Raw genomic sequence first — 24,248 nt, forward strand, 5'->3', positions numbered from 1 at the left:
TTTCACCACGGCCGATGGAGCGCTCAACGTCCGAAAACGGTCGATATGCCGCATCGCACCGACCAAGACCGTCAGTCGAAGATCGCGGTCCAGCCAAGAAGTGTCCCGTCATCGATCGGTCCGACCGAAGCGGTCTAATCAGACATCATCAAGCCCTCAAGAGGAAATCCAATGCGTGCAGTCGTACATAACTACATTAACGGCGAATTCGTCGAACCCAAAGGCACGGAAACGCTGGATCTGATCAATCCTGCGACCGAGGAGAAAATTGGAAGTGTGCGTCTCGGAAACGCCGAAGATGTAGCCGCGGCTGTCGAGGCCGCGAAGAAGGCATTCCCCGGCCTGGCAAGCACTTCCAAGGCCGAGCGCGTCGACATGCTGCGCAGGCTTCGCGACGCCGTAGCAGCCGACCCCGCAGAGTTGATCCAGGCGATGACGGAAGAGTACGGAGCGCCCTCGTACTTTACAGCTTTCTCGGTTCAGAATACCGCATCGGTTTTCGACGTCATGGCAGAAACCGTCGAGAACTACGAGTTCGACCGTACCGTCGGCCGCAGCAGTGTCAGGATGTTGCCCCGCGGGGTACTTGCGGCCATCACTCCGTGGAACAGCAATTTTGGTTTCATCGCCACGAAGCTAGCGCATGCTATAGGGTCCGGCTCCCCTCTCGTCCTCAAGCCCGCTGAGCAAAGTGCGATCCAGACGGAGGTTCTCGCGAAGCGGCTTCATCAAGCGGGCCTGCCGGCAGGAGTGCTCAACATCGTCAATGGGACCGGTCCTATCGTTGGCGCGGCTCTCACTGCCAATCCGGACGTCGCGACGATTAGCTTCACCGGATCAACGCAAGCCGCAAAGATCATTCAGCGCGCTGCCATCGATGGGATGAAGCGCGTTATCCTGGAATTGGGCGGTAAGGCACCGACCGTGCTATTGCCGGACGCCGATCTCGATAAGGCCATTCCGATTGCCTTGATGTCCGGCTTTGCAAACAGCGGACAAGCTTGCGTCGCTGGTACGCGGATTCTCGCGCCCCGATCGCGTCTGGCCGAGATCTCCGAAAAGCTCAAAATCGAAACCGCGAAGTTGATGGTCGGCGATCCACGCAGTGCTGAAGTTCGAATCGGACCGCTCGCCAGCCGAGCGCAATGGGACCGAGTCCAGTCGTATATTCGCCTTGGCCTCGAGGAAGGAGCGACCATACTCACTGGCGGTGAAGGCAGACCCGAAGGGCTTAGTCGCGGCTGGTTTGCCCGTCCGACCATCCTTACTGGCGTGACCAACAGCATGCGCGTAGCTCGCGAAGAAATCTTCGGCCCGGTACTGTGCGTGATCGCCTACGACAGCGAAGACGAGGCCGTACAGATCGCTAACGACAGCGACTACGGTCTCCAGGCCTATGTGCTCGGAACAGACCTGGACCGGGCGAGAGGTCTAGCCGAACGCCTGATGGCGGGCCGCGTCGTTGTAAACGGCGCTCCGCACGATCCCCGCGCTCCGTTTGGCGGCTTCAAGCAGTCGGGAATCGGCAGAGAAATCGGTGCATTCGGCCTTGATGGTATGCTCGAGCCTCGAGCCGTTCTCACTCCATAAGAGGGCGCTGGCAGAAGCATAGGGGGCAAACGCCAACCCTGAAAGCGGGCTAAGTCGTTCGTTTAACGACGTCAGACTTAGCCCGCGACCTGTGTAGTTCCAATTATTCCATTGCAGGTGCAACTGTGTCCTCGCCTATTACCGTTGTCTCGTAACGATAGCAATTCTAGTTTCCCGAACAGAAGCGGGCATCTCGATGCGCGGGTTGCCTAGCCAAACAGTTTATTGGGGAGCTCTCTTAATGCCGATGCATTCGACGTCTGTATCGCCAAAAATCCGATCCGGACCCTTGGAAAGATCTCTTGATAGCAAGGCAATGCCGATCGCAAAATTCAACATGGCGCTTCGTATCACATTAACAGTTGCCTTCGATGGTGAGCGGTCACGACTAACTAGCGTCGCCGACATTCGCGCGGTAGCGGAAGAACCAGAGCAAACGACGGATGATTTGATTGAGTGCCTGGTTTTCGCAGAAATTTTGAAAGGCGATCGAAACGCGTTTCGGCTGGCGCGCCCCCCACGCTTCGTCCTGCTATCGGAAATCTATGTGGCCGTCATGGCGATAACTGGAGGCTGCCTGCTGGGGTCTGTGGCTATCAACTGGGTTTGGGGCCGCCAGCAATCTCAAGGCTAGTTTGATCACTTCAAAGGTCATCGCTGGCATTCCTGGTCTTGTAGCTCCTCGGCAGAGGCCAGATTGAAGTCCAGAAGATCGCGCTCGGTAGCGAGAAGCACGATTTCTCCGTTCACGACCGTCATTGCTACGGAAAATCGCCCCATACCATCGGCTGTCTGGGCAAGACCGAACGCGAGAAGCCTGAATGGACCGATCTCGTCAAGCTGCTTCTGGGTGACGACGCGGGCCCAATACTTGTGACCCAGCAGTCCTCCATCAATCGCGGTCCACATGTCGGTGAACTGCCTGACCTGCCTCGACAATTTCTCCATAACGTCGTGCCTTGAGCATGCAAGATGGATATGTAGCTGATCTTGGGATCGACCCCATTGGGAATTCACCGCGAGCATAATCCTCTCGCTCGTGATGGGTGGACCGTCTGAGAGGAGAGCGCGGTTTTCCCATGCTGCTCGGAAAAAATTGGGCGTCGACTTGTCAAGAAGAACGGTGCTTTCGATACCGGCGATATTGTCAGTAGGCAGGACAAGATAGTGATGGCTACCTTTGCGATCTCTGATGACAGCGTAATGGCCGGCCTTGTCCAACTTCACACATGGGGCCGCCACGTGGTCGGCGATGCATTTCGTTCGGACTATCTTGTATATTGCATTTGTATCGGACCGAAACCCGAACCACGCAACGGCTGCTGCGACGACCAAGGCAGATCCCGCGACAACGGTGTAGTTCCTCAAATCTGTCTCCCTGAACTGCTCTGCTACCCGTCCCTAGCCGTCATTCCGGCTTGAAACGCACGCACAATAGCAATGCCAGAATTGCATGACTCTTACGCCATTGCGCCAGGATCGTTTCGATTGAAATCTTGGGTGGCCCGCGATGAGCGAATAGCCAACATCGTGTGCGCCAATCGGCGTTCTCGTTGCAAACGAAACCGATTTCCGAGGTCTGCATATTTTTCGGAAACCCGTTCCTATCGAGATTGAGCCGTCCGAATGACAGCACGAACAGGAGAGAATTGTGTCAAGAGTTCTTTTGACGAGCATGACCTTTGCTATGGCCACCAGCGCACTTGCCGCTCAAGTGACAGTGGACCCGTTCTATAAGTCCACGCAGACGATCGCTCAACAGAAAGTCGAGTTGCCTCAAGGCCCCGTTGAAGTTGCCGCATCGATTTATATGGTCGAGCCGGGAGCCTCCCTGCCCGTTCATCGCCACGCGTTCCAACGCTTTGGGTATGTTCTTTCTGGCGAACTTACCGTTAAAAACCACGAGACCGGAAAGTCCCAGACTTTTCACACCGGCGATTTCATCGTGGAATCGGTCGGCGTCTGGCACAGTGGGTCGAATACCGGACGCGAACAATTGAAGCTTCTGGTGATTGATCAAGCGCCTGAGGGTGCCAAAACGACGGAACTCCAAAACTAGCGGATAGGGGCGGCGGAAATCAGCATCCGCCGCCATCTTGCTTGATAAGAAAGACGTCAGAATGAACACAATGCCAATAATTCAGCATCCCAACCCAATCCTTCGAGAACGCTCAAAGCCTGTCCGTCAGGTCGACGACAGCGTACGTGATTTGGCTTCAGTTATGTTGGCGACGATGTACGAAGCGAAAGGCGTCGGCTTGGCCGCAATACAAGTTGCGGTTCCCAAGCGGCTAATCGTCGTCGATGTCTCGTGGCCCAACGGCGGCCGAGAGCCCATTACACTCATTAACCCCGAGATTGTCTCCCAATCTGAAAACCGCTCGAATTACCGGGAGGGGTGCCTATCCATCCCCGGAATGTTCGCCGAGATCGAACGGCCATCTGAGGTCAAAGTTGAGTATCTCGACATCAACGGCGACAAACGCTCCCTCGAAACCAGCGGCATTCTGGCAATTTGCATCCAGCACGAGATAGACCATCTTAACGGCGTGCTGTTTACGGATTACCTTGATTCCTATTGATGCAGGTCGTCCTGAGTTACAGTTGAAACATTATGTGTGGCTTCTGAAGCCGACTTGCAATCCACGAACCGTATCGGAGGATAAAGGCGTGTCGCTTCTGGCCGCGGGACAGGAGCTTTTCTATGAGAATTCTAATCGTCGGCGCGGGCATAGCTGGTTTGTCGGTAGCAAAAGCTCTTGAAGATCGAGGCTATAGGCCCGAGATCGTCGAACGAAGCCTCGCCCCAAACACTTCCGGACAAAGCATCTTCTTGCTAGGCAATGCGATGCGGGCGTTGGGCGAGATCGGTCTAAAGGAGCAGGTGAATTCGCACGCGCACCCAATAGTTGCTCAGACGATATTGTCTTCCAGCGGCTCAGTGTTGCACCACGTTGCCACGGACTCGTTGTGGAAGAACTGCGGGCCGTGTGTAGCATTGCTTCGCGCAACCCTTTCCGACATTGTGAGGGCTTCGCTTAAGAGCACCCCCATTCAGTTTGGCACGACCGTAATGCATTCCATCACACGCGGTGACCGACGCGATGTGCACTTCTCGGACGGGCGAGTCGCGTCGTTCGACCTAGTTATCGGCGCTGATGGTGTTCGTTCTTCCATGCGGGCAGCGACGCGCGCCGCGTCCGCCCCGCGCGCCATCGGGCTCTCCGCCTGGCGGCTTACAATGGATAACAAATTCGGCATCGATCGCTGGACGGCGATGCTTGGCGCCGGGCGCACGTTGCTTGCCATTCCAACCGGAGAGCACAAGCTTTACATTTATGCCGACTGCTCGACTCGCGATTTCGGCGACGGTTCAATCAAAACGTTGAAAGAGCTTTTTTCTGAATTTGCCTCCCCCCTGGGGCCGATAGTCCAGAATCTGGACGACCGTGTGGAAGTTCATCGTGCCAATATTGAAGAGGTTAAATTCAGCGACTATATCGCCGATCGACTGGTTCTGATCGGTGATGCGGCTCATGCCTCGTCGCCAAGTATGGCACAAGGTGCGGGAATGGCCTTGGAGGACGCTGTCGTCTTGGCGGCTTGCATCTCGCGAGAGCCATCGATGAACGTCGCGCTTACGCGGTTCAGAGATCTGCGGAGACCTCGGATCGAGTGGGTGCAGAAACAAGCTCAAGCACGGGACAAGCTTCGACGAGCGCCTGATTTCGCTCGCAACATCCTGTTACGGGCGATGGGCGATAAACTGTATCAGCGCTCATATAGGTCACTTGCCGATGCACTCGCAACTTAAAGACGAGACTGGCTTTTGGCTGAGATAGTCAAAACGGGCGGATGGCCGCTTCATCCCGCCTTTGGTAACACACTGTAATACGGGCGTCTTCGACACGGTTTGTTACAGTCCAAGCGAAAACAGGACACATCTAGGATACAAGGCTAGGGAATACCCGGCTGCTCAGCCTTACCGATAGGAGCCAATATGATTTCTCCCTTACGTATTTCCGCCACGCTCGTTGCAGGTGCAATTGCTTTTGCGGCTCCGGCAGTGGCCGCGCAGAAGCCAACAATCGTTCTCGTCCATGGTGCGTTCGCCGAGTCAAACAGCTGGAACGGTGTTGTCAGGGATCTTGAAGCCGACGGTTTTCCTGTTGTCGGCGCAGCTAACCCTTTGAGAGGGGTGGCCAGCGACGCTTCGTATGTCTCCTCGCTGTTGAGCGGGATTAAAGGTCCAATTGTCCTCGTAGGACATTCATACGGCGGTCAAGTCATTTCAGGTGCTGCTAACGGTCATTCAAACGTCAAGGCGCTTGTATTCGTAGCCGCATTCGCGCCGGATGAAGGGGAAAGCGCAATTCAATTGACGGGTAAATTCCCCGGAAGCACTCTCGGCCAGACCCTCGCTCCGCCAGTCGATCTTCCCAACGGCGGCCATGATCTCTATATCGACCAAGCGAAGTTTCCGGCCCAGTTTGCGGCCGATCTACCTCTCAAGACAGCCAAATTGATGGCCGCCGGCCAGCGCCCGATTGCCGAGGCTGCTCTTACAGAGAGCGCGGGAAAGCCCGCATGGAAGACAATTCCCTCGTTTTTCGTATACGGCGACGCCGATCGGAATATCCCACCGGCTGCCCTATCCTGGATGGCGGATCGTGCAGGATCCAGGAGCACGATCGTCGTTAAAGGCGGATCGCATGTGGTAATGGTTTCTCATCCGGACACCGTCAGCCGTTTGATCGAGAAGGCAGCGTCGACCGCGGCTGAATAGCAGGTTGACGTGCCTATGAACGCCCTCACGTCCGGGCACGGATCACCGCCCCCCGGACGCTCGACGAAAACGAGCGGGGGCTCCATGTTTCCTGAGCGTTGTCGCCATCATACATGCGTCGGGTTTGTATCCCGTTTCTCCAGAACTGTGCCGACTGAGGTTGGATGTGCGATTAGAAGGTTCCACAATCAGGCAGGCTGTCGCCCACGATGCGAACTCGTTTCTTCACGAAGCTCTGTCCGAGATCGTGAAAAAGGCTGGCCTGAAGCATTTTTTCTTTGGAAGGATTCCGGAAACCGGGCAGCCTCGGCTGTTACGGGACACCATCGCCTCCAGCTGCCCCGTGGAGATCTACGGCGCAATCTGGACAACCGATCGGCGCAATGGCTTGTCGGTACTTGCAGATTTGAGCGAGACTGTCACACCGGTTGTTTTTCAGAGTTTGGGTGATGCAGCAAGCGTCGAAGATAAACTAGCAGCTGGGCTCGGCATGCTTCTGCATGATCGCGACGGGCAGCAGTATTTTTTAGTGCTGACTTCAACGCATATCGACCTCACGAAAGAGCAACGAGCCGTCATTCTACTCGACGCGCTTACGGCACTGGAGGAATTTAGTCTGCGATCGCCTCTTACTCATCAACTAAGCAGCCGCGAACTCGGATGCTTAAAATGGACCGCTGCAGGTAAGAGCAGTCCTGAAATCGCGGTGATCTACGGTTTGAGCGTACATACGATAACCGGACATCTCAAGTCGGCGCTCAAGAAGCTTGACTGCGTAACAAGGGCCCACGCCGTGGCAAAAGCGACTCGGCTGAAGCTCATTTGACAGCGAGCACGAAAGAAATTCCGACGGTGGGCATGCCTAGATTGCTCGCTTCACTTCCGTGAACACCTCCCGCCCGGAAGGACCGGGATTCCCGTCCGCCGGCGGCCACGGCCTCCGGCGGCTATTAATCGGCTAATGCCACGCCGATGATGGCTCGGTTCTCGCCTACGTATTACTGAAGTCGCGGAAACGATGACGTTTGAAACCAGAATGGTGATCAAGCTTAATCATCGCGATATTGCAGCACGGTATCTCCTATTCTCGCAACGACACGGGCGGCGGTAGATTCCGCTCTCAAAGTGATTGGATTGTCGGTCAGAGAGGGGTTGCGATGGAGATTGCGAAAATGGCTGATGATGTCGGTGCGAACTTTTCCAAAGGCCGGACAGTGGATCAGAGCCGACTACCCGCGAAGTCACATGCAAGGTCAGCGATCGAGCGGCTGGCAATCCCCGCTTTCGCCGTCGGCGTCGCGATCGCATGCGTCAGCTTGGTCGCCGTCGACTGGAACGTCTGGACGGTCGGGAGGTCGAGCCAGTCGACCGACGATGCAGTGATAAGCGCCGATGTCGCCACTGTCAGTGCGCAAGTCAGCGGCGTTTTAAGGCGGATCGGCATTGAAGACTATCAATCGGTGAAAAAGGGAGACCTTCTGGCCGAGTTGGATGACCGCGAGTTCGTGGCTGCAGAGGATGCGGCCCGCGCCAATCTCGCGTCCGCCAACGCAGCAGTGGCCAACCTCTCCAACCAGGTACAGCTCCAAAAATCGGTGATCAAAGCTGCGGAGGCCCAGAACACGTCGGCGATCGCGCAACTCGACCAGACGCTCGAGGAGTTCAACCGGCAGACAAGTCTCGGTGGAGCAACCTCTCAGCAGATGCTGCAGCAGGCGCAGGCCGCATATCTTCAGGCGAAGGCTTCGGTGCGCGCAACCTCTTCGGCGATCGACCAGCAGAGCGCACAGCTGAAGGTGCTCATTGGCCAATACCCGGCCCTCAAAGCACTTGCCGATGTGGCGAAAGCACAGTTGGAAAGCGCCGCTATCAAAACGGGCTACACCCGCATCTACGCGCCAAACGACGGAGTTGTGGGCAAATGGGTCTTGCACGAAGGTGAAGTCGTATCGTCCGGATCTCCCTTGGTGTCCTTGGTGCCACTGCCGAGCGTTTATGTGATTGCGAATTTCAAAGAAACACAACTAGCGAACATGCGGCCTGGGGGGCGAGCCGAGCTGGAAGTTGACACATTTCCCGGGCAACGGCTGCACGGCACGGTGAGAACCCTATCTCCGGCCAGCGGCTCGGTGTTTGCGCTTTTGCCTCCCGACAACGCTACAGGAAACTATACGAAAGTGGTGCAGCGGGTACCAGTCAAAATACAGATCGATCCCGACCAACAGCTGATCGACAAGCTCCGGCCGGGAATGTCTGTCTACGCTACTGTCGAAACGCCGCGGGATTCGCGATGATGGCTGCCAATCGGGACACTGGCCCTCTAACTCGTGGTTTGAGCTCCGATCGTCCGCTTCTTATCGTAGGCGCTCTTTTGCTTGCATCTTTTGTGGTGGGACTTGATACCCGCGTGTTCGCAATTGGATTGACCGAACTGCGAGCGCCATTCGGTCTAGGAGCCGACGAAGCTGCTTGGTTGAGCACGATCGCAAACGCTCCGCAAATCCTTATCTCCGCAGCCGTCGCTTGGCTCGCGACAGCTTTCGGTGTTCGCAGAGTGATGATTCCTACGGCAATTGTCTATGCCGCTGTCTCGCTGGTCATCCCCCTCGTTCACAATCCTCAGACACTCTTCACGCTGCATGTTCTCCGCGCACTGTTGCTTGGCGTGTTTATCCCCGCGACGATCATGGCCATCTTCAGGAATCTGGACCCACGATACTGGGTGGTCGGCATCGCATTCTACACTCTACGTGTACCCCTCTCCCAATATCTGGGCGTCGTGCTGGTGGGGTTCTATGGAGACTTCCTCGGCTGGCAGTGGCTGTACTGGCAGGATGTTCTGCTCGCGCCCTTGATCGCCATTCTGCTGATTCTAGGTGCCCCCAGAGAGGAAATAAACTTATCTCTCGTTGAGCACGCTGACTGGGGCGGAATGCTCTTGCTCGGGTCCGCTATGACCATGCTCTATATCGCCCTTGATCAGGGAAACCGCCTCGATTGGTTCGAGTCCGGGCTGATCACGGCCTTGCTCGTGGCGGGTATCGTTCTCGCAGCGGCATTTTTCGTCAATGAATGCTTGGTCGAACACCCCTGGGCGCACGCGAGCGTTATCCTCTCCCGGAACATCGGTGTAGGTTATGCGATAATAATCGCGTTTGCTTTCTCGAGCGCCGGCGCATCGATCGCGGTTCCCGGCTTCGTACAGAACGTGACAGGTCTGCGGCCAATCGCTTTGTCAGAACCGTATGTACTGGGCGCGGTCGTGCCGATTCTGGCTTCAATAGCTCTGGCGACTACGATGCTCAGGCGGATAGATGCTCGCATATGCATCGTTGCCGGCCTAGCCGCGATGGCCACCGGCTCGCTTGTCGCCTCTCGGCTGAACGCTGATTGGTCTGCATGGACCTTCCTGCCGGCAATCGCACTGCAGGGCACAGGCCAAACTTTCGCGTTCTTCGCAACAGTGCTCTATCTGATTGCCAACTCGGATCCAAAACGATCGACAGCTGTTTCCGCCTACATCCAGGTCATCAGGCTAGTTGGCGTAGAGATGGCGGGGAGCGTCATGACCACATGGCTTAGGTACAGAGAGCAATTTCACTCGAACATTCTCGGGACCCAGGTCGCATCGTCATCGAGCAAGTTCGGGGCTCACTTCTCCAAAGTCATTTCAACGCTCGGCCCTACCCCTCATGCTCAGTCCGAGACATTTTCATACTTTGGCAGGGCACTGCGCACTCAAGCAAATGTGTTGGCGTACTCGGATGACCTGCTCATCTCGTTCTGGTTCGGCGTCTTGGGGATCTGCCTTGTCGCGTTGCTTGGAGCCGCCCCTTTGGGTCCGTTGCACCAGAAGTTCGTTCACCGGACTTCCGGCACACCATAGCGATGCGTCGCGGTATTACAGTTGCAACCGGATTGCCTTCAATTCGAAATGGTGGAGTTGGAGATCGGCAAGATTGTCATCGGGTATAACGGCTGAGAGATTGTCCAAATGGCTCATATCACGAACTTCAAACACTACACCGTAGCTTCAACGATCGCGTTTCTGGCGATCATGACGACGATCCCGATCCACAGTGCGCTAGCCGGCGACGATAATGCGCGAGGAAAATATCTGGTGACCATAGCCGGCTGTGGCGACTGCCACACGCCCGGCTATTTCCTCGGAAAGCCTGACTTAAGCAGACGCCTCGGTGGATCGGATGTGGGTTTCGATATCCCGGGACTCGGAACGTTTGTCGGCCCCAATCTCACGAGCGACCCCGAGACAGGGCTGGGGAAATGGTCCGAAGACGACATCGTCAAAGCCCTGCAGACCGGCATTACACCAGAAGGACGGGAGCTCGCGCCAGCGATGCCGTGGAGGACATTCGCCTCGTTGACCCCATCGGATGTGCATGCAATAGCAAGCTACCTGAAATCACTGCCTCCAGTGCATAACGAAGTGCCTGGTCCATTCGGGCCGAACGAGCCCACAACGGTCCCGACACTCAAAGTAATCGCGCCAACCCAAAAGTAACATCTTGTTGCCCCGCGCCGCCTGAGAGGCCTTGCGACACTCAGCGCGCGGGTTGTATGCCTATCTCGGATTTGAGGGCTGCCCGCCGCGTTTTAGGCGGGCAGTGTTCGCTAGGCTTTGGCCGGAAGTCGGTCAAAAGTTATGTGCCGACTGCGGCCGGCCAACCCACCGAAGGCCGCCATAACAACACAGAGTACGGAACAAAGACTAAGGGGCACGTTCCACCCATCGGAAATATCGTGGAGAAGTCCTACCATTGTCGGGCCGGTTGCCGCGAGAAGGTACCCCACCCCTTGGGACAAGCCCGAAAGCGCAGCTGCATCAATCGAATCTCGCGTTCGCAAGCTGAGAAACGACAGGGCCAAAATCAGCCCACCACCCGCTCCAAATCCGAAGAACAATATCCAGATCACGGCGAACGCGGGCGCAATGTCAAGTCCAAGGAGCCCGATCATGATCGAAATCGAGAGCGCGACGGCCGCGCTTCTCTGGTCTTTCATTCGGGGTGCAAGAGGGATCAGAAGGAGCCCCGGCAGAGCTGTCGAGAGAAGCAGAACCCCATGCATGGAGCCAGCTTGGTCTTGGGTGAATTGGGCCTCCTCAAGGATCGACGGCAACCAGCTGACACCAACGTAGTAGAGGAAGCAATCGAGACCAAGAAAGACTGTCACTTGCCAAGCGAGTGAAGCTTTCCAAATCGGAGGACGACTCTGCTCGGACTTCCCGATAGCCCCGTCATTCTTGGCCTTCAATCTGGGAAACCATGCAACCATAGCGACGAGGGGCAAAACGAGCGTCGACAACAAGGCGACACGCCAGCTCGAGCCGTCCATCTCCGCGACAGGAACGGCAATTGAGGAAACCAAAGCTGCGGCACACCCCATCACCAGCACATAGCTCGCCGTCAATGGCGCTACGCTTTGGGGAAAGTCCCTTTTTAGGACACTTGGCAGTAGTACATTGCCGATGGCAATACCCGAGCCGATCACTGCCGTGCCTAGATAGAGCATTAGTGAGGATCCGCTTGAGCGGATGCAGATCCCTGCGGCGATGACCGCAAGAGCTAGAAAAAGCGATCTCTCCAAGCCAACCTTCGCAGGAAGCGCGGCAGCGATCGGCGAGATGATCGCGAATGCAAGAAGGGGTAAGGTGATCAGGAGACCCGCTCCCGCAGCGCTGAGGTTGAAGATTACCCTTAGGGACTCCAGCAGCGGCGCTGCGCTGGTAAACGGCGCTCTCAGGTTTGTAGCGATCAAGAACACGCTCAGCAACAGGAAAAGGCGTCCAAACGGACGTGAGTTTTCGTTGGCAGGTCTAACCATAAACCTAACTCCAATAGAGCCTGGCTTCACCAGCACATCGCGATCTCGTGATCGGTTGCTGAGCTTCGCATCGATCAGGGTTTAATTTCCGCGATTTGCGGGATCGATCTTAAAGATCAGCCACATGCCCGCCGAGATAAGGAAAACACTGAAGATGTGCCAGGCGAAAAATATCGGTAATCCGAACACGAGCGGCGTAACCCGGTTGCAAGCGATACTGCCGGCGAAGACCAGAACGACCAAGATTATCGGCGCTGCATATTTCACACCCTGCCTACTTTCTCGGTAACTCGTGTGGACGTGATGGGCCAACATCGTGATATTGCCCGTTTGAAGCGGTCACCGCAACACGCGGTGACCGCAATTATTTACGCTTTGCGCAACGTCCGGAACGCCTGCCGCACTTCCTGGGTGAAGACAGTCGGGGCTTCCCAGGCTGCAAAGTGCCCGCCGTCCTTCACCTCATTGAAGTAGATGAGGTTGCCGAACGCCTGTTCGGTCCAAGACCGCGGAGCCTGGAAGATCTCGCCGGGGAACACGCTGACCGCCACCGGAACAGACGGGACTTTATCGAGCGCGTTGAAGTTATTGGTTTTGTCTTCCCAATAGATCTGGGCAGCCGAGGTGCTGGTCTTCGTAAACCAATAGAGAGAAATGTCGTCCAACATCTCGTCACGGGTCAGCACCTTTTCCGGATGCTTGTCGCTGTAAGTCCACGTGACGAATTTATCGTATATCCAGGCCGCCATACCAACCGGCGAGTCATCGAGAGAATAGCCGACCGTCTGCGGGCGGGTTACCATCATCTGTGCGTAGCCAGCGTTATCCTTGTAGAATGCCGCGAGCTTCTCGAACGCCGCGCGTTCCTTATCGCTGAGGCTCGCGGGTGCCGGATCGCCAACTGCGAGGACCCGAACGATATCCTTCGGCACCACGGCCGGCATGTTTAGATGAATGCCAAGGAGCCCCGGTACATTCTGGTGGGCCATGCGCTCCGAAATCACTGAGCCGCAGTCACCGCCTTGGGAGACGAAGTTCTCGTACCCAAGCCGCCGCATCAGAGTGCTCCAGGCACGAGCGGTATGGTCCGAACCCCATCCCGTGGTCGTCGGCTTTCCCGAAAACCCGAAGCCCGGGATCGAAGGCACGACCAAATGGAACGCGTCTTCTTCGGTTCCGCCATGGGCGGTGGGATCGGTCAGCGGATCGATAACCTTGAGCATTTCGAGAACCGAGCCCGGCCAACCGTGCGTCATCACAAGAGGCAGTGCGTTCTCGTGTTTCGAGCGAACGTGGATGAAGTGGATATCAAGACCGTCGATCTCCGAGATGAACATGGGCAACGAGTTCAGCTTGGCCTCGATCTTACGCCAGTCATAGCCGTCTGCCCAATAGTCTACGAGCTTACGGAAGCTCTCGATTTGGAGGCCCTGCGAGTCGTCCGCGACATTCTCCTTGGCAGGCCACCTTGTGCTCTTGATACGCTGCTTGAGATCGTCGATGGCATCTTGGGGGACGTCTACCTTGAATGGTCTGATCTCGCCATTCGACGTACCAGCGGCCAAGGACATCGCTGGCCGCAGCATGCTCGCTGCGCCTGCAATCGCGGTGGCGGCCAGGAAATTTCGGCGCGTTAAATCAAGGGAGATAGATGTCATTGGTCAAAAACTCCGTTTAATAGCTCAGAATTGACGTGGTATGTGCACGCGGCATGTATCGCGCCTGTGTCTTGGTTGGTGCCGGTTTGTATCTCGAGGTGTAGGAATGGAGCGTGGGTACAATTCGTTACCCGAATTTTTTGCTGCAGCGGCTGGAAGTTTCGACCGATGCCATCAGCGAGAGCGGTAGTTCGTCATCGTACGTTTCAATCTCGGTTCTTCGCGGGCGATACTTGATCCTCGTCGTCTGCGACACCTTTCTTGAAATTCTTTATTCCAGTTGCGAGATCGCCCATCAGGTCGGGAATCCTTCCCCGTCCGAAGAGCAAGAGAACGATGGCAAGAACGATCAGCCAGTGCCAGGCGCTAAATGAACCCATGGTTTTGACTCCGGTATTTTGGGAGAAAGGGGCGGCTATCCAGGCGGGAGGAGCGACCGTGGATAGCCGACCGGCTCAACGACACTGAAGATGTCGGGGCCGGATCTTTATGCGTCGCCGAACGTCATATTTCGGCGGTCAGATGTGGGCGACGTCGATAACCGCCTTCGCAAACTCCGCCGGAGCCTCCTGAGGCAGATTGTGTCCAATTCCGCCGGCGATGTTTCGGTGTTCGTACTGTGCCTTGAACTTGCTCGCATATGCGGCAGGTTCGGGATGCGGAGCGCCATTGGCGTCTCCTTCCATCGTGATCGCCGGCACTGTGATCGGCGGCAACTTGGCGAGCTTACGTTCCAACGCGTCAAACCTCGCTTCGCCTTTGGCGAGGTCCAGCCGCCAACGGTAGTTGTGGATTACGATCGCGACGTGATCCGGATTGTCGAATGAAGCCGCGGAACGCTCATACACCTCGTCGGTAAACTTCCACTTGGGAGAGGCCAACTGCCAGATCAGCTTGTTGAAGTCGTGGCGGTTAGCATCGTAACCCGCCTGGCCACGAGCAGTGGTGAAATAGTACTGATACCACCAGGCGAGCTCCGCCTTGGGTGGAAGCGGCTTTTTGTTAATTTCCTGGCTGCCGATGAGATAGCCGCTGACCGAGACCAAGCCCTTTACCCTTTCCGGCCACACGGCGGCGAGGATGTCCGCAGTGCGTGCACCCCAATCGTAGCCGGCCACGACGGCCTTCTCGATCTTCAACGCGTCCATCAAATCGATGATGTCCTGTGCAAGCGCCGCCTGTTGACCGTTGCGGGGTGTCTTTGCCGAGAGGAAGCGCGTGCCACCATAACCGCGGAAGGACGGAACGATCACCCTGTAACCTGCTGCGGCAAGGACAGGAGCAACTTCGAGATAGCTATTAATGTCGTACGGCCATCCGTGGAGGAGCAGCACAACCGGGCCGTCGACCGGGCCGTCTTCTGCGTACTGAACATCCAATACGCCGGCGCGGATTTGCTTGAGCGCGGCGAATTTGGTCGCTCCTGCCGACGCGCTGGCAGTTGCTTCCTGTGCCATCGCCGACTCGATCTCACCAAGTTGGCTGGCAGCGGCCGCGGCCGCGACAATGGCAAAGAGGCCTCTCCGGTTTACTTCGAAATCGTTGGACATAATGCTCTCCTTAGCTGATGCGGCGAAGTTAACGCTCGCCATGTATCCCCGATGTGTCCTGATCGACGCACTTTTGAATTCTGTTGTTTCGTACAGGCGCTGAGACACATTGTGTTACAAGTTGCGTTCCCAACTAACGTAGCTCTTTCTGACCAGCACTCGAACTTGGATACAATTCGGCCCGTTTCCGGACATAATGCCGATACCTGGGTGCGTTCAAATTCCTCTGTCCGAAGATCGCCAGATCTCAATGTCAGCAGTCGCTGAGAGGAAGCTTGATTGTCGTGTCTCCTTTCGAAGAGGAACTCGCTAGCTCCAAGCACTCAGCCTGACAGCGTTCACCCTTTGGCGGTCGTGAGGAATGGTGGCACGAGCTACCCGGTAAACTCGAAAATCAGCGGCCCGGAAGCAACCATTCAGGCCACACACCGGCCTGTCAGCTGGCTCGCTTGACACCTCCGCCTCGGTTTTCTTTTGCCTCAACGTCTTTGAATAGGAGAAATAGAATGCTGAAATCGTCACTTGGAGGATTTGTAAAAATGCGCCCTCTGTTGGTCGCCGGAGGATTAGTTGCCCTCTTCTACGCTGCGTGGTCGGGCCAAAAGCCTGCAGCCGCTGAAGAGGCCCGAATACTGCCACCGCCTGCGGCGGCAGTCACTGAAGCGAGCGCCCCACAGATCGCCGTTTTTGCGGGTGGTTGCTTCTGGGGAACACAGGGCGTCTTCCAGCACGTCGAGGGAGTCACCGCATCTGTGGCCGGCTATATCGGAGGCACCCAGAAAACCGCCGTGTACGAGCTGACAGAAACAGGCACGACTAACCATGCCGAGGCAGTGCAAGTCAGCTATGATCCGGCGAAGGTCAGCTATGGAACACTGCTACAGATTTTCTTTTCGGTCGCGCACGATCCTACTCAACTGAACCGACAGGGCGCGGATGTGGGCACCCAGTACCGTTCCGCGATTTTCCCGGTTAATGCAGAACAAGCCAGGGTGGCGTCCGCGTACATAGCGCAGCTGGACAGTACGCACGCCTTTGTATCGCCGATCGTCACAAAGGTCGAAGCCGGAAAGCAGTTCTACAAGGCAGAAGAATATCACCAGGACTATCTCGTTCACAATCCGACCCAGCCCTATATCGCGTTTGTGGAGCAGCCGAGGATCGATGCGTTGAAGCAGCTGTTTCCTTCTGTATGGCGAGATCGTCCGGTCCTGACAACGGAGAACAAGGGTTAGCAGTAGACGGGCGACCGGTCCCGGCGTGCGCCGGGCCGGCTGTCTCGATATTCGGAACTAGTTGTGCCTGCAACCATGCCTTAAATCGTGACGTAGCGTTATCCGATTCAAGCCGATATCGTTAAGCACTTTGTCGTCGAGCTTAAGGAGCTGCTGTGTCGCCGCCCGGCTGTTCCACCTCCTTACACAGAATCCGACGAGACTTCCTAAGACACTTCCAATTCTTTTCACAGCCGATCTCCGTTGAAGAGCGCGCCTCAATGACGCGCGTTCAAGATCGGCAGCCACAATGATCGATTGATTGCGGAGATGTCGCATAGGGTTTCAAGGGAAATCCAAGCGCGCAACTTTGCTAGGCGAGTTGGAGGAGCGCCGTACTCCGTTGGAGATCAAACTTTAAAAAGGGGGCCATCACGCGCCAGGCGGGATGGCCCCATAGTGAGAGGACCGTTAAATCCTCAGAGGGGAACAGCTTCCGCGGTCTGGAGGACCCATAGGGAAGCTGGTTACATTTTGTCTGAGACCACATTCTTCGCAAGTGCATAACTGCTCAGAGTGCGACAGAATTGCCTACTGTTAAAACCAAGTCGTTACGACTGTAACCACGATAGGCAAAGGTGAGGGTCGGAAAAACGTCGCGACAGCGCGACGACTTTTGGGTGGGACTTTCAAACTGTGGAGTTGGGGCGCACACCGCGGAAGACCACGGGCGGAACTAATAGGCGCGCCAAGGTAGGCGGCGGAGTGCTTAAGCGCGGGGCCGAACGCCTCAGCTCGGCCCTGCGTAGCCTGGTCAATCGGCTATCGGAAGAGTATCGAGCGATCGTCCGAGCGTGCTTCCTCCAAGACGTGTTTACCACCGGCTATAAAGTTTGCCCTTTGAACCATGCCGTGTTGCGTTGCGACCTGAATATCTCTAAGCCTGCGCTCAAGAGGGCATGACTCGTATACAGAGGCGCTGCCAGCCAACTCAAAACATCTGCGAACGATGTCCAGTGTCTCCGATGCAATATGAGCTCCAAGCTGGACAGTTGCCGCAAGTCCATTTACATCGGGATCGCGCCCGGCGTTTGCCGCCGACCAATTTGCTTGAACCTGGGTTCGAAGCGCGACTCTCGCTGCGTCGAGGCGCACACTGCACGCCCCTAGCGTGAACTGCGCCAGTTCCCGGCGTCCAGAGGCCGCCTGGCAATTCGCGTTCTGAATTGCTGTAATGTCCCATAGCGCCGCTTGGGCAATACCTATTTGGACTGCCCCATGCATGGGGGCGATAAGGTGTCGAGGTAGACGATACAGAGCACTGTCGACAGAGAGGCTTTCAGTATCCAGCGACAATACGAACTCGTCGGAGACGACAATCTCGTGAGCTGTGACATGATGGCTGCCGCTTCCTTTTAAGCCCATTGCATGCCAGGTGTCCTCGACAACGACCTGGTTGGCCGGCACGAGCATGACTTTCATGGCATCATCTGGCCCCTCTTTAAACGCCAGCAGCATCCAGTCAGCTGCCGAGCAGCCACTCGCGAGCGGCCATCTGCCTGAGACCCTCCAGCCGCCAGCAATGCGCGTTCCCACTCCCCGGGGCTGCGCAGAACCGGCGATGACTTGGTCAGGGCCGTCACGGTATACGTAATGCAACGATGCCGCCGGCAGTCTTGGCAGAAGCAGGCAGCCACCGCTCGCGATGGAAGCCACCCAGCCGGCAGACGCGTCGATGGTTGCGATCCGACTGATGAGCTCAAGCGCATCGAGGAAATCTCGTTCCTCGCCACCAAATCGCTTTGGTACAAACATTCGAAACACACCGGCCTCCTTAAGCCGTTCTACGACCTCATCCGGCAGACGCCGCAGTTTCTCCATCTGCATCACGTGGGGCTCGATGTCAGCTCGCAGCTCGTTGATCGAGGGCAATACGTCCGGTGTCTCTGCACTCTCTACCAAACCATCCATTTTCGGTACCTTTCTCAAAGCTGTAGTGTTTGAGAGGCCCGCCGGTGGCCTCTGTCGCCAATTGCGGGACCAAACATAGCTTGGAGAAGTCTGGAGCCTGTTTCCGTGGGTGATTGCACGGCTACGATTGAAACGGCACTGACGTGGCCTACCGACTACAGCTGAAACCAACTCGCCTCAAAGGCAGATCGTCCTGTGACGATGATGGGGATAATCAAGCACCGAACCATCAGGAATTGCAGAATGCTTAAGATTGAACTGGTCGTGCACACCTTTGAGATCGACGCCGTCTACTCAGCCCTCTCCGGAATCGAGCTAGCAGCAGCGGTCTATTTCGAGGCCAAATATCCCTTGACAGAATCCAGTGTGATCGATGTGATCCGAGGCGTCGATTGCGTTGAAGAGTTTGGCTCCTGTGTGCGATTCGAAATATTCATCGACAAAAGCTTAAGGAACAGGACTTTGGAAGCCTTGCGTCGCTCGCTGACCCACGCGCGAGGCTTGACGACCGCCATAAGCGTGTCGGAGGTCGAAGCCATCGCGATTTCTCACGAGGGTCTATCGCCTGTCGCCGCCTAGAGGTGACACACTCATCCATTTGTATCGAAGTGTATCAAACGCGATATTTGCTACATTGAGACGCATAATGGACGCGGATGCGACACACGTCAGATACATCAGCGCGGTTCTATGGCACTTGGACAGAAGCCGAGTGGAGTTCCTGTCGAGTCGCAACTGCGCAGTCTGACGCAGATAAAGGGACGGGCTTATGGAACATGTCGATCACGTTCTCATCGTCGACGACGATGCTGAGATACGGGAACTCGTATCCGGTTATCTCAAGAAAAACGGACTAAGGGTATCGGTAGCCGGCGACGGTCGGCAAATGCGTGCGTTTTTGGACGCGAATACTGTCGATCTGATTGTGCTAGATTTGATGATGCCTGGCGACGATGGGCTAGTGCTTTGCAGAGAGCTCCGAGCGGGCAGGCACAAGGCCACTGCGATTCTGATGCTAACTGCCAGGAACGAAGAGATGGATCGGATCCTTGGCCTTGAGATGGGAGCGGATGACTACCTATCCAAACCCTTCGCCGCCCGTGAGCTTCTCGCTCGCATCAAGTCCGTGCTGCGGCGCACGAGAATGCTTCCTCCCAATTTCCAGGTGACCGAAGTCGGCCAGGTTCTTATTTTCGGCGATTGGAAACTCGACACTGTTGCACGCAATCTCCTCGATCGGTCCGGTACTACCATCGCGCTCAGTGGTGCGGAATACCGATTACTGCGAGTCTTCGTAGATCATCCACAACGGGTTCTGAACCGCGATCAGCTTCTCAACCTGACGCAAGGCCGTGATGCGGATATTTTTGACCGCTCTATCGACCTTCTCGTGAGCCGTCTCAGGCAGCGGCTCGGTGACGATGCGCGGGAGCCGACTTACATCAAAACCGTTCGTAGCGAGGGCTATGTATTTTCCGTGCCGATCGAAATCGCGGAGTCCACCCAATGAATGCAGCATATCGCTTCGGGGCACTGGAAGTGTGGCCGCGCAGTCTCCGCGCTCAATTGTTCACGATCCTTATTTTCGGCCTGACAATCGCCTACGGTCTGTCCTTCGGCATCCTATACCTTGAGCGCTACATGTCGGCGAAGGCTGTTATGCTGGGCACGCTGGAGAGCGATGTCGCGACCTCAATTGCCGTCCTAGATCGATTGCCGGCTGACAGAAGGGCGGATCTGACCGATCCACTCAGCAGAGGAAACTACCGTTTCATTCTTGGACAAGGCGAGCCTGGCGTACCGAGCACGAGCACGCGGGGGCGCGAGATCGCCGATACGATCTCGGAAGCGATCGGCCACCGGCTGGCTATTAGAATGGAAGCCATCCCGGGCAACAAGGAACGCCTCCAAGCACACCTGACACTCAGCGACGGCACGCCTCTTACGATTGACATCGCACCCAAGGCCATAATGCCGCTCGCGGCATGGCTCCCCGCCGTGTTCATCCTGCAGATGTTGCTGATTGGTGGCTTGGCTTGGCTTGCGGTTCGGCAAGCGTCGCGCCCGCTGGCCGAGCTCGCCGCTGCCGCGGACGCTCTAGACCCGGAAAAAGGCGGCCCCACACTCAGCGATTCGGGGCCAACGGAGGTCGCCCAAGCTGCCAGGGCCTTTAATGCGATGAAGGAGCGGATCGCACACTATCTGGAAGAGCGTGTTCAGATCCTCGCCGCTATCTCGCATGACCTTCAGACACCGATCACTCGAATGAGGCTGCGGGCTGACCTCGCGGATGATTCGCCGCAGAAAGGGAAGCTACTGCATGACATCGCCGAGCTTGAGCAGTTGGTTCAGGATGGGATTGCGTATTCTAGAAGTTCGCACGGCAACGGAGAGAGGTTCACCAATGTCGATCTTTTCTCGTTCATAGAGAGCATATGTTACGACTATCAAGACTCGGGGAAAAGCGTGAAGATCTCTACCGCCCTAAGAGGCACGGCTAAAACTAAACCGCATGCACTTCGCCGGATCCTGTCGAATCTTATCGACAATGCTCTTAAGTTTGCAGGAGCCGCCGAGATATCGGTTTCCCGGGACGGCCAGGGCCGCGTGCAGATTTCCGTGCTTGATCGAGGACCAGGTATTCCAGCCGACCAGCTCGAGGCCGCGATGCAGCCTTTCTATCGTTTAGAGCAGTCGAGAAACCGAGAAACCGGCGGCTCTGGACTTGGCCTCGCAATAGCGCAGCAGCTCACGACCGCTCTGGGGGGAGCGATTCAAATCTCGAACCGAGAGGGAGGCGGAATCGTAGCGAGGGTAAGCTTTCCGTAGGTCTGTCGCAGGTTCGGCCTCTTGCTGTACTTCGACCCACTCAATTTACGCCGACGTTAATTGCAAATTGTATTTACATATATCGCGACGGTATAATCCATGAAGCTTTTGGCTGTGCGGATTTCCGTGTGGAATAGCCATTTTCTGTCATTCGCTCGTGATTGAGTAGATGTATCTGTTAGTTGTGTTCGACTTTCGCCGGCGTTTGACGGCGATGGCGTTTTCGCAGTCTCATGAAGATATTGGCTCGATCATGTTTCCGTACAGACCCTCTCCGTCCCGTACCGCTGTTCCGACGACGATCGCCGGTTCCTTGAGGAACTCCGCCGCGTGCAGTCGGCTGCCATCAGGACCGTGCGCGACGCGGGTTGGCGTTCTGAAAAGAAAGGCGAAGCCCGAAGGGCACATGGTCTTCGGCGGTCGCGCTGGGCTCGAGCGCCGAAGGAAGGGCCTGATCTCAAACGACGAGTGGAAGCGCATGAGCCTGCATCCGTTTGTCAGTTACGGTGATAGCCAGAAGGTCCGCGGAAATCAAAACATTCATCGGATTGATGAGACGACGATCGTCGTGAAAATCGGCCGAAAAGAGAGTGGTGGAAGGTCCGGTCGGACCGTGACGCAAACTGCGCTTCTCGATCTCGCCAGGATGAAGGGCGCAGCAGCGACGATTATGCGCCAACTGGCAGAAATATGCGCGCAGGCCGATAAGGCGCACCGCATCAATGTCAGCTACTCAATCGGGGACACGCACGTTTCCATCACGTTCGATCCGGCGGATTGTCGTCCGCCTTGGAAGACGTCACAGACCGGGATTGTTGTTCCGGCCGATCGTGACTTCGGCCAAGCCGGATGCAGTAGTTCGGACTTTCTAGTTACAACGTGGAGGTGTTCTCTCAGAAGGGCAGTTCCACACGAAAATCCGAATAGCCGAAAAACTCTTGTCGGAAAATTTTCCGGGGCGCAACGATCTTCGCCGACAGCTAGACACCGCAGAAGTGTCGGATATCTATGAAGTCGGCAGCCTTCGGTTTTTGGTCTCTGCACCGCCTGCCACGGTAGCGAGCCGTGTTGCAACCGAGGCGTACTACTAAGATAAAGAGGCTGTTGACTTCGGCCCGGCCATCCACATCCTCCTGCACGTAGTGCAAGGCAAGCTTCACGAGTTGGAAGTTCACAAGGACGATGGGTCGTCAATCGAACGGTTACCGAAGGACATCGATCTCGCCGACCTGCGGTTTTACTAAGCCTTAAGGCAGGGCCTTCACGGAGAGTGTCTGTAATCGGCGACGTAATTCCAGGGTAGGAGTTCCTCAATCCGCGACTGCCTGTGGCCGTAGACGATAGCGGTTAGCGTGGCACTCAGATAGGCAAGCGGATCAACGGCATTGAGCTTACACGTCTCGATGAGGGAAGCGATGGTCGCCCAGTTGTCCGCTCCGGCGTCATGCCCGGCAAAAGCATTCTTACGATTGAGGGCTATCGGCCTGATGGTTCGTTTCACGGCTGGGACCCGGAAAGTAAGTCGCTTGGATGAGAACGTCCGAAGTACATTACTTGAACTCGCTACGCCGGACATTTTGGAACTGGCAACGCTTACTGATCAGGTCAAAGGCCGTCGGAACATGATCACGTCGCCGGCATCGTGAGGCTCATTAGCGTCGAGCGACGACGTCGTTCAACCTTAAACGCATAGTTGGTGTGCCGCGGCTACCGGGTTAATTTCGCGCCGTGGCATCCTCGAGGAACTTCTGCACCTCAGCATAAAACTTTCGAGGCTCCTCCGAGAAGAGAAAATGACCGGAGTCTTCAAATTCAACCAGCTTGGCATGCGGCACGCCTTTGGAGATCGCGCGGCTGGCGCGTGGAGGGCATACCCAGTCGAATTTCCCTACCATGACAAGGGTTGGAGACGTGATCCGCGCCAACTCTCGTGAAAGATCGTATGTCGGTGCAATTTTAGTCATAAAATGACGCATCATATCGACGTTCTGGCTTGTTGCATGCATGAGCCGGGCCGTCAGATCCATGTTCGCCGGTCCCGCATAATACGGTCCGACTTCCTCAAAAAACGTCGCGACGCTTTCGACCGAGATGTCACCGGAAAACACTCGACCCGCTGCTTGCATCGCTGCTGGGCTGGCTCGATCTGCCAGCGCAGGCTGTGGTCCATCGCTCTCGCTTTGAATTGGGGCAACCGTGGGAGAGGAGCCTGAGAGGATCAACCCGCCTACGAGTTTCGGGTGGCGAAGGGCCATATACAAGGCAACGAAGCCGCCGGCTGAATGGCCGAATATGTAGGGTCGCTTTAAACCAAGGTATGCACAGAGGCCCGCGACGTCATCAGCCATTTGCTCCATGGTGGCAGTTTCGAGCGGAGGTCTGGCCGACCGGCCCTGCCCGCGAAGGTCAACATAGACGATCTGCGCCAGGTCGCCGAGCTGATCAAGCCCATCCCTGAGGTAGGCGTGGTCAAAGCCTAGCCCCCCGTGCAACGCTATGATCGTTGGGGCTTCCTGAAAGCGTCCGTCCAAATCGCGCAAGCCACTCCCGACGACGTCGAAAAAGATCTCGGTTTCATTAATTTGCGCCAGCACGGGCATTACCTCATCATCGCATGTTCAGACAGGCGGATCGCGAACGGATTGTGATGCAACATGCCCTCTCATGGCAGGCAGTTTAGTCCGCATCCAACTGTTTAGGCGTGATCACAATCGTCCGATCCGGTTTCAAGCTTGTTACAGCTCAGTTCCCGAGCGCTACAATTTTAACAGCGGCTCCAGTGAACGCCGCGCCTCTCGTCATCGAA

The 24,248-nt window shown here is 56.3% G+C and carries 23 protein-coding genes and 1 pseudogene; 15 read left to right on the top strand and 9 right to left on the bottom strand.

The genetic code is table 11. From position 1 onward, the window contains the following. Positions 1-171 precede the first annotated feature (171 nt). Together ACODR6_RS19575 and ACODR6_RS19580 are read left to right on the top strand one after the other, a co-directional pair. Positions 172-1,590 carry an aldehyde dehydrogenase family protein gene (locus ACODR6_RS19575; RefSeq protein ID WP_489023784.1) on the top strand — a complete coding sequence of 473 codons (1,419 nt, stop codon included), beginning with the start codon at positions 172-174 and terminating at the stop codon, positions 1,588-1,590. Positions 1,591-1,831: 241 nt separating this feature from the next. Then, positions 1,832-2,224 carry a hypothetical protein gene (locus ACODR6_RS19580; RefSeq protein WP_489023785.1) on the top strand — a complete coding sequence of 131 codons (393 nt, stop codon included), beginning with the start codon at positions 1,832-1,834 and terminating at the stop codon, positions 2,222-2,224. Between the two features lie 17 nt (positions 2,225-2,241). Here ACODR6_RS19580 and ACODR6_RS19585 read toward each other — a convergent pair whose 3' ends face one another. Then, positions 2,242-2,958: a CDP-diacylglycerol diphosphatase gene (locus tag ACODR6_RS19585; RefSeq protein WP_489023787.1), complete on the bottom strand. Its 717-nt coding sequence runs from the start codon at positions 2,956-2,958 to the stop codon at positions 2,242-2,244. Positions 2,959-3,241: 283 nt separating this feature from the next. On the opposite strand from ACODR6_RS19585, the gene ACODR6_RS19590 reads away from it, so the two are divergent. The 8 genes from ACODR6_RS19590 (at position 3,242) to ACODR6_RS19625 (ending at position 10,898) form a co-directional block, all read left to right on the top strand. Continuing rightward, positions 3,242-3,649 (top strand): cupin domain-containing protein, encoded by a 408-nt coding sequence (locus ACODR6_RS19590; RefSeq protein WP_489023789.1) that lies wholly within the window; start codon positions 3,242-3,244, stop codon positions 3,647-3,649. Positions 3,650-3,710: 61 nt separating this feature from the next. Further along, complete coding sequence (gene def / locus ACODR6_RS19595) at positions 3,711-4,172, top strand: peptide deformylase (protein ID WP_489023791.1); 462 nt, start codon at positions 3,711-3,713, stop codon at positions 4,170-4,172. A gap of 122 nt (positions 4,173-4,294) precedes the next feature. Continuing rightward, positions 4,295-5,404: an FAD-dependent monooxygenase gene (locus ACODR6_RS19600; protein ID WP_489023793.1), complete on the top strand. Its 1,110-nt coding sequence runs from the start codon at positions 4,295-4,297 to the stop codon at positions 5,402-5,404. Between the two features lie 186 nt (positions 5,405-5,590). Further along, the gene (locus ACODR6_RS19605; RefSeq protein WP_489023795.1) at positions 5,591-6,376 is read left to right on the top strand and encodes an alpha/beta fold hydrolase; all 786 of its coding nucleotides are present in this window, start codon (positions 5,591-5,593) and stop codon (positions 6,374-6,376) included. A 166-nt stretch (positions 6,377-6,542) separates the two neighbouring features. Continuing rightward, positions 6,543-7,202 (top strand): helix-turn-helix transcriptional regulator, encoded by a 660-nt coding sequence (locus ACODR6_RS19610; protein ID WP_489023797.1) that lies wholly within the window; start codon positions 6,543-6,545, stop codon positions 7,200-7,202. Positions 7,203-7,548: 346 nt separating this feature from the next. Continuing rightward, positions 7,549-8,670 (top strand): HlyD family secretion protein, encoded by a 1,122-nt coding sequence (locus tag ACODR6_RS19615; protein ID WP_489023799.1) that lies wholly within the window; start codon positions 7,549-7,551, stop codon positions 8,668-8,670. Next, complete coding sequence (locus tag ACODR6_RS19620) at positions 8,667-10,262, top strand: MFS transporter (protein ID WP_489023801.1); 1,596 nt, start codon at positions 8,667-8,669, stop codon at positions 10,260-10,262. Before ACODR6_RS19615 ends, ACODR6_RS19620 begins: the two co-directional genes overlap by 4 nt. Positions 10,263-10,370: 108 nt before the next feature. Next, positions 10,371-10,898, top strand: coding sequence for a c-type cytochrome (locus ACODR6_RS19625; protein ID WP_489023803.1), 528 nt, complete (start codon positions 10,371-10,373; stop codon positions 10,896-10,898). A gap of 110 nt (positions 10,899-11,008) precedes the next feature. Here the strand turns inward: ACODR6_RS19625 and ACODR6_RS19630 are convergent, their stop codons facing one another. From ACODR6_RS19630 to ACODR6_RS19650, 5 genes are all read right to left on the bottom strand, one after another. After that, entirely contained in the window at positions 11,009-12,220 is a 1,212-nt protein-coding gene (locus ACODR6_RS19630; RefSeq protein WP_489023805.1) for an MFS transporter, read from the bottom strand. A gap of 81 nt (positions 12,221-12,301) precedes the next feature. Then, positions 12,302-12,535, bottom strand: coding sequence for a DUF3311 domain-containing protein (locus ACODR6_RS19635; RefSeq protein ID WP_489023807.1), 234 nt, complete (start codon positions 12,533-12,535; stop codon positions 12,302-12,304). A 53-nt stretch (positions 12,536-12,588) separates the two neighbouring features. After that, positions 12,589-13,878: an epoxide hydrolase family protein gene (locus tag ACODR6_RS19640; RefSeq protein ID WP_489023809.1), complete on the bottom strand. Its 1,290-nt coding sequence runs from the start codon at positions 13,876-13,878 to the stop codon at positions 12,589-12,591. Between the two features lie 206 nt (positions 13,879-14,084). Further along, positions 14,085-14,258, bottom strand: coding sequence for a twin-arginine translocase TatA/TatE family subunit (locus tag ACODR6_RS19645; protein WP_489023811.1), 174 nt, complete (start codon positions 14,256-14,258; stop codon positions 14,085-14,087). A 138-nt stretch (positions 14,259-14,396) separates the two neighbouring features. Then, positions 14,397-15,428: an alpha/beta fold hydrolase gene (locus ACODR6_RS19650; protein ID WP_489023813.1), complete on the bottom strand. Its 1,032-nt coding sequence runs from the start codon at positions 15,426-15,428 to the stop codon at positions 14,397-14,399. A 506-nt stretch (positions 15,429-15,934) separates the two neighbouring features. Between ACODR6_RS19650 and msrA the strand changes: the two genes are divergently transcribed. Continuing rightward, complete coding sequence (gene msrA / locus ACODR6_RS19655; protein WP_489023815.1) at positions 15,935-16,663, top strand: peptide-methionine (S)-S-oxide reductase MsrA; 729 nt, start codon at positions 15,935-15,937, stop codon at positions 16,661-16,663. Positions 16,664-17,464: 801 nt separating this feature from the next. Here msrA and ACODR6_RS19660 read toward each other — a convergent pair. Then, complete coding sequence (locus ACODR6_RS19660) at positions 17,465-18,613, bottom strand: acyl-CoA dehydrogenase family protein (RefSeq protein WP_489023817.1); 1,149 nt, start codon at positions 18,611-18,613, stop codon at positions 17,465-17,467. 243 nt (positions 18,614-18,856) lie between these two features. Between ACODR6_RS19660 and ACODR6_RS19665 the strand changes: the two genes are divergently transcribed. The 4 genes from ACODR6_RS19665 (at position 18,857) to ACODR6_RS19680 (ending at position 22,454) form a co-directional block, all read left to right on the top strand. Beyond that, entirely contained in the window at positions 18,857-19,192 is a 336-nt protein-coding gene (locus ACODR6_RS19665; RefSeq protein WP_489023819.1) for a hypothetical protein, read from the top strand. A 190-nt stretch (positions 19,193-19,382) separates the two neighbouring features. Next, on the top strand, positions 19,383-20,123 hold the full coding sequence (locus ACODR6_RS19670) for a response regulator (RefSeq protein WP_489023821.1): 741 nt from the start codon (positions 19,383-19,385) through the stop codon (positions 20,121-20,123). Next, the gene (locus tag ACODR6_RS19675; RefSeq protein ID WP_489023823.1) at positions 20,120-21,442 is read left to right on the top strand and encodes a sensor histidine kinase; all 1,323 of its coding nucleotides are present in this window, start codon (positions 20,120-20,122) and stop codon (positions 21,440-21,442) included. The genes ACODR6_RS19670 and ACODR6_RS19675 overlap by 4 nt, the downstream gene beginning before the upstream one ends. A gap of 169 nt (positions 21,443-21,611) precedes the next feature. Beyond that, positions 21,612-22,454 carry a hypothetical protein gene (locus tag ACODR6_RS19680; protein ID WP_489023825.1) on the top strand — a complete coding sequence of 281 codons (843 nt, stop codon included), beginning with the start codon at positions 21,612-21,614 and terminating at the stop codon, positions 22,452-22,454. A gap of 249 nt (positions 22,455-22,703) precedes the next feature. On the opposite strand, the pseudogene ACODR6_RS19685 reads toward ACODR6_RS19680, so the two are convergent. Next, positions 22,704-22,946: pseudogene (locus ACODR6_RS19685) on the bottom strand (transposase domain-containing protein); the annotation flags it as partial. A 211-nt stretch (positions 22,947-23,157) separates the two neighbouring features. Then, positions 23,158-24,042: an alpha/beta fold hydrolase gene (locus ACODR6_RS19690; protein ID WP_489023827.1), complete on the bottom strand. Its 885-nt coding sequence runs from the start codon at positions 24,040-24,042 to the stop codon at positions 23,158-23,160. Positions 24,043-24,248 lie beyond the last annotated feature (206 nt).

The organism is Rhizobium sp. FG96, assembly GCF_057808655.1.